Origin of the sequence: Streptomyces caelestis (assembly GCF_001279005.1) — a bacterium.
Classification (GTDB): domain Bacteria; phylum Actinomycetota; class Actinomycetes; order Streptomycetales; family Streptomycetaceae; genus Streptomyces; species Streptomyces heliomycini.
The window spans coordinates 14,723-27,014 of sequence record NZ_LGCN01000246.1 but is presented as its reverse complement, the minus strand read 5'-3'; the positions used below and the strand labels follow the sequence as shown (position 1 = coordinate 27,014).

The 12,292-nt window shown below is 72.6% G+C and carries 6 protein-coding genes and 2 pseudogenes; 5 read left to right on the top strand and 3 right to left on the bottom strand.

What is annotated here, in order from left to right; translation table 11 throughout:
• The 3 genes and pseudogenes from ADK41_RS33530 to moeZ all read left to right on the top strand — a co-directional run.
• A pseudogene (locus ADK41_RS33530) lies at positions 1 to 210 on the top strand (reductase); the annotation flags it as partial.
• Positions 198 to 860: pseudogene (locus tag ADK41_RS33525) on the top strand (spherulation-specific family 4 protein). The pseudogenes ADK41_RS33530 and ADK41_RS33525, both read left to right, overlap by 13 nt.
• A gap of 63 nt (positions 861 to 923) precedes the next feature.
• Complete coding sequence (gene moeZ, locus ADK41_RS33520; RefSeq protein ID WP_030835051.1) at positions 924 to 2,102, top strand: adenylyltransferase/sulfurtransferase MoeZ; 1,179 nt, start codon at positions 924 to 926, stop codon at positions 2,100 to 2,102.
• A 71-nt stretch (positions 2,103 to 2,173) separates the two neighbouring features.
• On the opposite strand, the gene ADK41_RS33515 is transcribed toward moeZ, so the two are convergent.
• From ADK41_RS33515 to ADK41_RS33505, 3 genes are all read right to left on the bottom strand, one after another.
• Positions 2,174 to 3,655, bottom strand: a complete 1,482-nt coding sequence (locus ADK41_RS33515; RefSeq protein WP_030835054.1) for an alpha/beta hydrolase — start codon at positions 3,653 to 3,655, stop codon at positions 2,174 to 2,176.
• A gap of 135 nt (positions 3,656 to 3,790) precedes the next feature.
• Positions 3,791 to 5,323 (bottom strand): alpha/beta hydrolase, encoded by a 1,533-nt coding sequence (locus ADK41_RS33510; protein ID WP_030835057.1) that lies wholly within the window; start codon positions 5,321 to 5,323, stop codon positions 3,791 to 3,793.
• Between the two features lie 69 nt (positions 5,324 to 5,392).
• Positions 5,393 to 8,065: a lysylphosphatidylglycerol synthase transmembrane domain-containing protein gene (locus tag ADK41_RS33505; protein ID WP_030835060.1), complete on the bottom strand. Its 2,673-nt coding sequence runs from the start codon at positions 8,063 to 8,065 to the stop codon at positions 5,393 to 5,395.
• A gap of 186 nt (positions 8,066 to 8,251) precedes the next feature.
• Here ADK41_RS33505 and ADK41_RS33500 point away from each other — a divergent pair, with 186 nt between their 5' ends.
• Positions 8,252 to 8,638: an MGMT family protein gene (locus ADK41_RS33500; protein ID WP_030835062.1), complete on the top strand. Its 387-nt coding sequence runs from the start codon at positions 8,252 to 8,254 to the stop codon at positions 8,636 to 8,638.
• A gap of 257 nt (positions 8,639 to 8,895) precedes the next feature.
• A complete protein-coding gene (locus ADK41_RS33495; RefSeq protein ID WP_078662174.1) occupies positions 8,896 to 12,204 on the top strand; it encodes an ATP-dependent helicase in 3,309 nt (1,102 codons plus the stop codon).
• Positions 12,205 to 12,292 lie beyond the last annotated feature (88 nt).

Genomic DNA, 12,292 nt, shown 5'->3' with positions numbered 1-12,292 from the left:
GCTCCCGCCATCCGCACCCCGGTCGGCCACCCCCGCCCCGACCCCGACCACCACCCCACCACCCCCGTCGCCTTCCCGTACCCCGACGGCTGCGGCAACTGGCAGCAGGCCGACGTCCGCACCGCCCGCGACCGCCTGGGCTGGCGCCCCCGGATCAACCTCGAGGAGTCCCTCGCCGACATCTGGATGGAGGCGGCATGCCGTATCTGACCAGAAGCGAAGCCGGTACGGCGAGCACCGGCGTCCACACCGGCTTCGGCGTTCCGGCCTCGCGCACCCCCTGGTCGCCCCGACCGAGTGGAGCGAACTCACCCGTCCGGGCGACCCTCTCCACTGGGTCGTCCTCGACGTGGCCGACGGCCCCGGCACCCGACCCGACCCGCGCTGTCCGGAGGCGGCCGGCCGCCTCCACAACGCCGGTGTCCGCGTCCTCGACCGTCTCGACACGGTGTACGGCCTCCGTGCGTTCGGCGAGCTGGTCCCGGACGCCCGCCGCTTCACCGACTGGTACCAGGTCGACGGCTTCCTGCTGGACCGCCGTCCCGCCGACCGAGCGGCGTTCCCCGAGGTCCGGCGCACGATCACCACGCTCCGGGCGCTCCATGACGCCCACATCGTCCTCGGACACGGCATCCACCCGTACCCGGGATACGCCGAACACGCCGACCAGCTGGTCACCTTCTCCGGCCCGTGGAGCGACTACCGCTGGTCGCAGATGGCGGAGTGGACCGCCGACCACCCGCCCGAACGCTTCCGCCACTTCGTGCACGGGGCACCGCGCCCGCACCGCCCCCTGGGAACCCCTGCCCGGCTACTGGGACGACATCGTCTCGCGTGTCGGGACGGGTGTCTCGGAATGAAAAAGGCCATGGCACTGTTAGGCGAAGAACAACCGTAGTGATTGACCGACCAACGGAGTCCCCGTGTCGCTGCCACCCCTGGTCGAGCCGGCCCCCGAGCTCACCGTAGACGAGGTCCGCAGGTACTCCCGCCACCTGATCATCCCCGACGTGGGCATGGACGGGCAGAAGCGGCTGAAGAACGCCAAGGTGCTCTTTGTGGGCGCTGGTGGCCTGGGTTCGCCGGGTCTGATGTACATGGCCGCGGCGGGTGTGGGCACGCTCGGCATCGTGGAGTTCGACGAGGTCGACGAGTCGAACCTGCAGCGCCAGATCATCCACAGTCAGTCCGACATCGGCCGCCCCAAGGCCGAGTCCGCGCGTGACACGATCAAGGGCATCAACCCGTATGTGAACGTGGTCCTGCACGAGGAGCGGCTCGAGGCCGACAACGTGATGGACCTGTTCAGCCAGTACGACCTGATCGTCGACGGCACGGACAACTTCGCGACCCGCTACCTGGTGAACGACGCCTGCGTGCTGCTGAACAAGCCGTACGTGTGGGGCTCGATCTACCGTTTCGACGGCCAGGCGTCGGTCTTCTGGTCCGAGCACGGCCCCTGCTACCGCTGCCTCTACCCGGAGCCCCCGCCCCCCGGCATGGTCCCCTCCTGCGCCGAGGGCGGCGTCCTGGGCGTGCTGTGCGCGTCCATCGGCTCCATCCAGGCCAACGAGGCGATCAAGCTGCTCGCCGGCATCGGTGAGCCGCTGGTCGGCCGGCTCATGATCTACGACGCCCTGGAGATGCAGTACCGCCAGGTCAAGGTCCGCAAGGACCCCGACTGCGCGATCTGCGGCGACAACCCGACCGTCACCGAGCTCATCGACTACGAGGCCTTCTGCGGCGTCGTGTCCGAGGAGGCCCAGGCGGCGGCCGCCGACTCCACGATCACTCCCAAGCAGCTCAAGGAGTGGATCGACGACGGCGAGAGCATCGAGCTCATCGACGTCCGCGAGCCGAACGAGTTCGAGATCGTGTCCATCCCGGGTGCCCGCCTGATCCCCAAGAACGAGTTCCTCATGGGCAACGCCCTGGAGAGCCTGCCGCAGGACAAGAAGATCGTCTTGAACTGCAAGACGGGTGTCCGCAGTGCGGAAGTCCTCGCCGTCCTGAAGTCCGCGGGCTTCGCCGACGCCGTCCACGTGGGCGGCGGCGTGATCGGCTGGGTCAATCAGATCGAGCCGGAGAAGCCGGTCTACTGACCGATCCCGGCACGAACACGAGCCGACGCGGGGGCTCCGGGCACCACGAGTGCGCGGAGCCCCTGCCGTCGTCAAGAGCAGGTCTTGCCGTCCTCGGGCACCGTGCCGTTCAGCAGGTACGCGTCCACCGTGGAGTCGACACAGTCGCTCCCGCTGCCGTACGCGCCATGGCCCTCGCCCTTCCAGGTGAGCACCACACCGACGTCCTCGCCCAGCTCGTCCGCCATCTTCCGGGCGCCCTCGTACGGTGTGGCCGGGTCGCCGGTGTTGCCCACGACCAGGACCGGTGCCGCGCCTGGCGCGCTCACCTCCGGGGTGTCGAACTGGCCGGGCACCGGCCAGTCGTGGCACCAGCCGGCCGTGTCCCAGCCGAGGAAGGACCCGAACACGGGGGAGATCTCCTCGAACTCGGGCAGCAGCTTCTTCGTCTCCTCCACGGTCGGCCGCTGCTTGTCGTCCAGGCACGATATGACCCGCTGGGAGTGGGTCGTCGTGCCGTAGCGCCCCGAGGTCCGGCGCTCGTTGTAGCCGTCGGCCAGCGCCAGCAGCTCCGTGCCGTCGCCCTCCTCGGCCGCCTCCAGCGCGCTGGTCAGCACCGGCCAGCTGGTCTTGCTGTACAGCGGCAGGACGATGCCGGTCAGTGCCAGTGTCTGCGTCAGCTCGCGCCCGGACGACGACGTCGGCAGCGGGTCGGAGTCGATCCGCTCCAGCAGCTCCGCGATCTCCCGCGATCCCTGCTCGGGGTCCCGCCCGGTGGACCTCAGGTAGTTGTCGAGGGCCGTCTGGAAGCCCCGGGTCTGGTTCTTGGCGTGGCCCACGGTGCCGGCGCTCGGGTCGACCACCGCGTCGAGCGTCATCCGCCCCACCTTCTCCGGGAACAGGTGGGCGTAGACGCCGCCCAGCTCGGTGCCGTAGGAGATGCCGAAGTAGTTCAGCCGGTCGTCGCCGAGGGCCTGCCGGATGCGGTCCATGTCGCGAGCGGTGTCGGTGGTGGAGACGTGGGCCATCAGCTCCCCGGCGGCTTCCTGGCAGCCCCGGCCGAAGTCGGCGGCGTCCTGGAGGAACGTCCGCTCCTCGGCCGGTGTGTCCGGGGTGCCGTCCACCGACGACTCGGCGGCCTGGATGCTCTTGTCGTCGCGGCAGCGGATGCCCTCGCTGGCGGCGACCCCGCGCGGATCCCAGCTCACCAGGTCGTACCGCTCGCGCAGTTCGGAGGCCGTGGCGGCGTAGGACGGCATCATCGACACGCCGGAGCCGCCCGGCCCGCCGAAGTTGAACAGCAGTGAGCCGAGGCGGTCGTCGCCCGTGGCCTTGGCCCGGATCAGGGCGAGCCCGACCGTGGAGCCGTCCGGCTTGGACCAGTCCAGCGGGACCCGGAGAGTGGCGCACTGCCACTCCCCGCCAGGTGTGGGGTCGCCGCCGGAGGCCTTGCAGCGTCCCCAGTCGAGCGCCGTCCCGCCGCTCTTGCCGCCGTCGTCCGACGAGCCGCTGCAGCCGGCCGTCAGCAGCGCGGCGGCGACCGTCAGGGCCGTCCACCGTGTGAAACGGGTCATGTGCCATCCCCCTTCGCCGGCCGTCCGCATGTGCCGCGGATGGCGGTCGAGCCATGGTAGGCAGATCAGCCGCCCGCCGGGGCAGCCTGTGGATAACGCTCTGAGCTGCTGTTTCAGGCTGAACCGCGGGCCCGCTCACGAGCAGACGGCCCCGGCCGCCGGTACCTTTCCGTTCAGGAGGTAGGCGTGCACCACGTCCTGCACGCACGTGTTCCCGCTGTTGTAGGCCCCGTGCCCCTGCCCCCTGTACGTCAGCTCCACACCTACGCCCTCGCCGAGCGCCCGCGCCATGCCGCGCGCTCCCTCGTACGGGGTGGCCGGGTCGCCGGTGTTGCCGATCACCAGGATCGGAGCGGCGCCGGGGGCGTGGACGTCCGGATGCTCGGCGGCCCCGGGCACCGCCCAGTCGGTGCAGCCGACCATTCCCCACGCCAGGTACTCCCCGAACAGCGGGGACGCGGCCCGGAACGCGGGCAGCCCGCGCTCCACGTCCTCGGGGGTGTGACGGGACTTGTCGTCGGAGCAGTTGACGGCCACGTTGGCCGGGATGAGGTTGCTGTACCCGCCGTTCTCGCTGCGTCCGTCGTTCGCGTCGGACAGCGCCATCAGAATCGTTCCGTCACCGGCGTACGCCTGCTCGAGACCGTCGGTGAGGAACTTCCAGAGGTCCTTCGAGTACAGCGCCTGCACGATTCCGCCGGTCGCCGTGGTCTGGGTGAGTGCGCGCGGGGGGATGCCGGGGACGGGTGTGCGGTCGAGGTCCTCCAGCAGCTCGGCGATACGGTTCTTCACGTCCTGCGCGCTGTCGCCGACGGGACACTCCTCGGTCCCCGCGACGCAGTCCTCGGCGTAGTCGTCGAGTGCGAGCTGGAACCCCCGCGCCTGTGCGAGCGAGCCCTGTTCCATGGTCTGCGTGGGGTCGACGACGGCGTCGAACACCGCGCGTCCCACCTTCTTTGGGAACAGGTGGGCGTAGACGCCGCCGAGTTCGGTGCCGTAGGAGATGCCGAAGTAGTGCAGTGTGTCGTCGCCGAGGACCTGGCGCATCAGGTCCAGGTCACGGGCGGCGTCCGTGGTGCGCACATGGGGCAGCATCCGTCCGGAGTTCCTCTCGCAGGCCGCGTTGAACTCCTTGGTGCCGTCGATGAGCTCCGTGCGCTCGGCGTTGTCGTCGGGGGTGGCGTCCTGCTGGAGGTGCGCGTCGAGCCGCCGGTCGTCCAGGCAGACGACGGGTGCGCTGCGGCCGACCCCGCGGGGGTCGAAGCTCACCAGGTCGTAGCGGGTGCGCAGGGTCGCGTAGCTCTCGCCGAACCCGGGCAGTGCGGTGACGCCCGAGCCGCCCGGACCGCCGAAGTTGAAGATCAGGGAGCCGATGCGTTCGCCCGCCGGGCCGCTCGCCCTGACCCGGGTCAGGGCGAGGCCGATGGTCTCGCCCCCGGGGTCGTCCCAGTCCAGCGGCGCCTTCATGGTGGCGCAGCTCCACTCGCCCCGGCCGCCGGGAAGGGGCGACGGGGAGGGGCCTCCGCCCTGCGCCTCGGACGGAGCCGGGCAGTCCTCCCAGTCGAGCCGCTGCTCCGTCAGGTCCTCGCCTCCGCCCTCACCGCAGCCCGTCAGCAGTACGGCGCAGACGGCCAGGACGGCGGCGCTCGGACGGAGGGGGCGGGGCATGGTCCCATCCTGCGGCCGCCCGGAGCGGGACGCGCGGGACACGGGCCGTACGAGGTAAGGGGCCTTCGCTCACAGGGCGGCCTTGCGGGTGAGGTGGTTGAAGGCCAGCCAGCCCGGCAGCACCGGCAGCCAGAGCGTCAGCAGCCGGAAGAGCAGCACCGCCGGCGCGGCGACTTCCTTGGGCAGCCCGACGGCGATGAGACCCACCGTCAGGGTCGCCTCGACCGCGCCCACACCGCCCGGCGTCGGGGCCGCCGACCCCAGTGCGTTGCCCGCGAGGAAGACGACGGCGACGCTGGCGATGCTGACGGACGTCGTCTCGTCGCCGAACGCCCGGATCGAGGCGTCCAGGCACATCACGAAGCAGGCCGTCAGCAGCAGCATGCCGCCGATGCCGGTGACCAGCTTCTGCGGCCGTTGCAGCACGTCGAGCATGCGCGGCACGACACCCGCGAAGAGCGACCGCACGCGCGTGACGACGAATTTCCGCAGGAACGGCACCGAGGTCACCACCAGCACCAGCACCGCCACCGTCAGCAGCCCCCCGATGACCGTGCGGGACGGCGAGAGGGAGGGCGTCTTCTCGGTACCGGTCAGGTAGCCGAACGCCAGCAGCATCAGGATGTGGCAGCCGAGCCCGAAGAGCTGCGACGCGCCGACGCTCGCCACCGCGAGGCCGGGCCGCACCCCCGCGCGCTGGAGGAACCGCGTGTTCAGGGCGACCCCGCCCACCGCGGCCGGGGCGACGATCTTCACGAACGACCCGGCGACCTGTGCCGCCACGGTCCGCACGAACGGCACCCGCTCGGGCACGAACCCGAGCAGGGCCATGGCCGCCGCGACGTAACTGGCCGCCGAGAACAGCACCGCCGCCGCCACCCAGCCCCACTCCGCGTTGGAGATCAGCGGGCCGAACTCGATGTGGGTGAGCTGCGTCAGCAGGAAGTACGCGCCGATCGCGCCGGCGATGAAACTGATCAGGGTCCGCGGCCGGACCCGTTCCAGGCGGGCCGGTTCCACCGGGGCCTGCGGCCTGATCCGCAGCACCTCGTGCCGGATCTGGGTGAGCAGGTCCTCCTCGCGCGCCTCCTCCAGGGCCTCGTCGATGGCCCGTTTCTCTGCCCGCTGCTCCGCGCGTACGGCCTTTTTGTCGGGCTTGTCGAGGACGACGTGGGCGCCGTGCTCCGCGCGGGCCGGCCCGGACTGCCGGTAGGCCTCCAGGACCGCCTCACGTTCGCGTTCCGCACGCTCCCGGGCCAGCTTGCGCAGGGTTCCGCGCGTGGAGCGGCTCAGCGCGATGGGCTGGAGCATCGGCAGACAGTCCGCCACGGTGTCGGGGCCGAGGACGCTCAGCGCGGAGGCCACCGCGCGTTCGGCGCCCACCTTGAGCCCCAGCGTCACCAGCAGCTGGGAGGTGTCCATGCGCAGCAGCAGATCGCCGGCCGCGATCTCACCGCCGCGCAGGTCCGTCAGGATCACCGTGCCGGAACGGTCCACGAGGATGGCGTCGCCCACCAGCCGGCGGTGCGCGATGCGGCGGGACTGCAGGGCCTGTACCTGGCGCCAGGTGTCGCGCAGCAGTTCGTCGGTGATCTCCTCGTCCGGCAGCGAGTCGAGGGTGCGCCCACCGCTGTGCTCGTAGACGAGCATCACCGCGTCGGGGCCGAGTTCGGAGGTCGCGATCAGCTTGGGCGCGTTGGCGCCGGCCGCGATGGCCGCGTAGGCCAGCAGCGCCTCCTGCTCCAGCGCCTGGCGCAGCGACTGCAGGCTGCTGCGGGTGGCGAAGCCGCGCAGGGCCAGATTGCGCCACGCGCGGTAGAAGAACCCCTGCGCCTGCTGTTCGCGGTCGACCACCGTGACGTCCAGCGGCGGACCGTCCTCCAGGGTGACGAAGTACCGGCGCCCCCGGTCCCCGGCCTCGGAGGCGTCGCCGGACTCCACCCGGGACGCGGTCACGGGGCGGAAGCCGACGGTCCGCAGGCCTGCCATCAGGGTGCGGCCGGTGGGGCGTACGTTGGGCGAACCGACCGCGTAGAGGGTGCCGTAGGCGACGGTCCAGCCGATCAGGACCGTCAGGATGATCGAGAACGGCGTCGTGTACCCGGTGACGAGCATCGAGAAGGCGTCGAGGAGCAGCACGACCCACAGCACCGCGCGCCACCGGGGTCTGCGGGACATCCCGACGGCCGTCATGTACGCGATCACCGGGGCGAGGTAGCCGTGCACCGGGTCGGTCAGGGCGTGGATGTCGCCGGGGGAGGGCTGGGTGAGCGCCTCCTGGATCGAATCCGGAGCGGCACGCGCGACCCACAGGTCGGTGGCGAGCGTCACACCGTGCGCGAGGACGGCGGCGAGCACGCCGTCGGCGATCCGCAGTCCGTCCCGTTTGATCAGCCGCTCGATGGCGAAGGCCACCGGTACCAGGAGGATCGCGATGCTGGAGGCCAGGCCCGCGATCTTGATGAGCAGGTCGGGCGCCTGTCCGGTGCCCTTGTTGATGTCCTGTTCCAGGCCCGAGGTGGTGCCGTGGGCGAACGCGGCGATCGCCAGCAGCACCACGACGGCGAGCACGCCCGCCAGGAGCCGCATGAGGTCGGACGGGCGGTGCACCCGCGCGGGGAGCAGGGGCTCGTCGCCCTCGACCTCGTCGATGTGCGCCGTCTCGGGGTCCGCGGTGTCCGGGCGCGACGAGGCGTCAGGGGTGCCCTCCGTGTCCTCGGGGTGCGCGCCCTGCTGCTTCATCGTCTCTTCTCGGTCTTGTATCACCAGTCACCGCCCGCACGATGGTGGCATGCCGTACCGGCACAAGGGGGCATCAGGGTCCGAACGCGGGGCGGCACAGTCTGCCCGAAGCGCCGTCGCGGGGCGAGCCGTGCGCACGCGCGCGAGCGCGCCACGTTGTCGGTGGAGTGGGGCAGGATGGGTCGGATGAGTCAGGAGAGCCTTCCGTCCGACGGCGGTCCCGAGCATCCGGACGCCCTGCCCGAGTACGCCGAGCGGGTCCTCGAGGTGACCGAGCTGATCCCGCCGGGACGTGTCATGACGTACGGGGACGTGGCCGAGTGGCTGGAGGAGGGCGGTCCCCGGCAGGTGGGGCGCGTGATGGCCCTGTACGGGGGAGCGGTGCCGTGGTGGCGCGTCGTCCGCGCCGACGGAGTGCTGCTGCCGGGCCATGAACTGAGAGCCCTCGGCCACTACCGCGCGGAGGGCACGCCCCTGAAGGAGGCGAGCCGGGCCGCGGAGGGCCATGTGCCGCGCCTCGACATGAGGCGCGCGCGGTGGGAGGGCGGTGGGCACACCGAAGGTCACACCTGACAGCTTCCGCCCTCCCGCCCGTCGCCGTGCGACCTCCGGTCCCTCGGGGTGAGGCGGAGCACATTCGTGGCATGACGTACGTTCGTGAGGCAAGGGACATGTGCGGCCGGAGTGCCCGGAGGGAAGAAGCGGAAAGCCTGCTTCCGCACTTTTCACCGGCGTAGCGTCGGCCGCGCGCGCCCCCTTCACCTCGCGCCCACCGCCTCGCACGCGCGGCGAACGGCCCCACAGCACACCCACCAGGACCGGCGAACCACGTGAGCTCCTCTTCCTCCACCAGCGGCCTGTCGCACCCCCCGGTGCGGCGGGGGAACCGTGGCGCTTATCGACTGGTGCGTACCCCGCCGGCCCGCGGGAATCCCCCTCGGCTGGACGCCGCACAGCGCTCCGTGGTTGAGCACGGGACCGGTCCGCTGCTCGTTCTCGCAGGTCCGGGCACCGGGAAGACCACCACCCTGGTCGAGTCCGTGGCCGCGCGGATCGCCCGTGGCGGGGACCCCGAGCGCATCCTGGTGCTGACGTTCAGCCGCAAGGCGGCCGTCGAGCTGCGCGACCGCATGGCGCTGCGCATCGGGGCCGCGCGCGCCCCGCAGGCGACCACCTTCCACTCGTTCTGCTACGCGCTGATCCGCGCCCACCAGGACAGTGACCTCTTCGTGGAGCCGCTGCGGCTGCTGTCGGGCCCCGAGCAGGACGTCACCGTCCGCGAGCTGCTCGCCGGACAGGTGGACCTGGAGCGGCTCGGGCTCGCCCACGTGCGCTGGCCGGACGAGCTGCGCGCCTGCCTGACCACCCGCGGTTTCGCCGACGAGGTCCGCGCGGTGCTCGCCCGCAGCCGCGAGCTGGGCCTCGGTCCCGAGGCGCTGGACGCCTTCGCCCGCCGCATCGGACGCCCCGACTGGCGTGCCGCCTCCGCCTTCCTCGCCGAGTACCTCGACGTCCTCGACCTGCAGGGCGTCCTCGACTACGCCGAACTGGTCCACCGCGCGGTGCTCCTCGCCGGCCGTCCGGAGATCGCCGGGCAGCTGGCCGCGCGGTACGACGCCGTCTACGTCGACGAGTACCAGGACACCGACCCCGCCCAGGTGCGGCTGCTGCACGCCCTGGCCGGCGGACGCACCCTCGTCGCCTTCGGCGACCCCGACCAGTCGATCTACGCCTTCCGGGGCGCGGACGTGGGCGGCATCCTGGAGTTCCCGTACGTCTTCCCCCGGGCGGACGGCCGCCCCGCCCCGGTCGAGGTGCTGCGCACCTCCCGGCGCTCCGGCGCCGCCCTGCTGGAGGCCACCCGGCGGGTGACCCGGCGCATGCCGCTGCCCCGCCTGCCCGCCGAGAAGGTCCGCGCCCACCGGGAGCTGACCGCCGACCGGGACGGCGGCCGGGTCGAGGTGTACACCTACCCGACGTCCGGCACGGAACTGGACAACATCGCCGACATCCTGCGCCGGGCGCACCTGGAGGACGGCGTTCCCTGGAACGACATGGCCGTCCTGGTCCGGGCCGGAGCCCGCACCCTTCCCACCGTCCGCCGCGCGCTCACCTCGGCGGGCGTCCCCGTGGACGTCGACGGCGACGACCTGCCCCTGCGCCACGAACCGGCGGTGGCCCCGCTGCTGACGGCCCTGCGCGCGGTGGCGACGGCGGAGGCGGGTGACGGGGAGGACCCCGGGGCCGACGCCGAGGCGGACCCGTGCTGGCTCGACACCGAGACCGCCCTCACCCTGCTCACCTCCCCCCTCGCCGGCATGGACGCCGCCGACCTGCGCCGCCTGGGCCGGGCCCTGCGCGAGGAGGAGCGGGCCGCGGGCAACCCGCTGCCGCCGCCCTCGGACGAACTGCTCACGCGCGCGCTGGCCGAACCGGAACGGCTCGCCGTGCACGACCCCGCCTACGCGCGGGGCGCCCAGCGCCTCGGCGGCCTGCTGCGCCGGGCCCGCGAGCGCCTGGCCGGCGGCGGTACGGCCGAGGAGGCCCTGTGGGCCCTGTGGGACGGCACACCGTGGCCGGGGCGCCTGGAGCGCTCCGCCCGGCGCGGCGGCGCGGCCGGCCGCAACGCGGACCGGGACCTCGACGCCGTGTGCGCGCTGTTCGCGACCGCCGCCCGCGCGGAGGAACGCACCGGCGGCCGGGGCGCCCTGAACTTCCTGGAGGAGGTCGAGGCCGAGGACATCGCCGCCGACACCCTCACGCGGCGCGCCGCCCGACCCGACGCCGTGCGCCTGATGACCGCGCACCGCTCGAAGGGCCTGGAGTGGCGCCTGGTCGTCGTCGCCGGCGTCCAGGAGGGCCTGTGGCCGGACCTGCGCCGCCGCGGTTCCCTGCTGGAGGCCGACCGCATCGGCCGCGACGGACTCGCCGAACCGCTCACTCCCGGCGCGCTGCTCGCCGAGGAACGCCGCCTGTTCTACGTCGCCGCCACGCGCGCGCGTGAACGGCTCGTCGTGACGGCCGTGAAGGCGCCCGCCGACGACGGCGACCAGCCCTCCCGCTTCCTGACCGAACTGGGCGTCGAGCCCAAGGACGTCACCGGGCGCCCGCGCCGCCCCCTGTCCGTCGCCGCGCTCGTCGCCGAGCTGCGCGCCACGACGGTCGACCCCCGGGTCTCCGACACCCTCCGGGAGGCCGCCGCCCAACGGCTGGCCCGGCTCGCCGCGCTCGCCGACGAGGACGGCCGCCCCCTGGTGCCGTCCGCGCACCCCTACCGCTGGTGGGGCATGTTCGAGCCCACGGAGAGCAAGGTGCCGCTGCGGAGCCGCGACCAGCCCGTCGTGCTCTCCGGCAGCGCCCTCGACCAGCTCGCCAACACCTGCGCCCTGCAGTGGTTCCTGGGCCGCGAGGTGAAGGCCGACGCACCCGCGACCGCCGCCCAGGGCTTCGGCAACGTGGTGCACGTCCTCGCCGACGAGGTGGCCTCCGGGCACACCCCCGCCGACCTCGAGGTCCTCATGGAGCGCCTCGACTCGGTGTGGAACGCGCTCGCCTTCGACGCGCCGTGGAAGTCGGCCCAGGAGAAGGAGCACGCGCGCGTGGCACTCGAACGCTTCCTCGAGTGGCACGTCATGGACCGCGCCGGACGCACCCCGGTGGCCAGCGAGCACGACTTCGACGTCACCCTCGAAGCGGGCGACTACGAGGTCCGCATCCGCGGCCAGATGGACCGCGTCGAGACCGACGGCGAGGGACGCGCGTACGTCGTCGACTTCAAGACCGGCAAACAGGCGCCCAGCGCCAAGGAGGTGGAGCGCCACCCCCAGCTCGCCGTCTACCAGCTCGCCGTCGGGGAGGGCGCCGTCGACGACCTCTTCGGCGGAACGCGCCCCGAACCGGGCGGCGCCGAGCTCGTCCAGCTGCGCCAGGGGGCCGCCAAGCGGGACGGCGGCGAGACCCTGCCCAAGGTGCAGGCCCAGGAACCGCCGGAGGGGGAGTGGATCGGCGACCTGCTGGCCACGGCCGCCGGGAAGGTCCTCGACGAACGGTTCGGACCGACCGCGGGCCAGCACTGCGCCCACTGCGCGTTCCGGGCCTCGTGCAGCGCCCGGCCCGAGGGCCGGCACGTGGTCGAGTGACCGGCGTGACGCATCGCACCACCCGCGCCGACCTGCGGTTCTCCACTCCCGGAGGGCTCTGACGGCCCGCGCTGTCAGTGCCCACCGC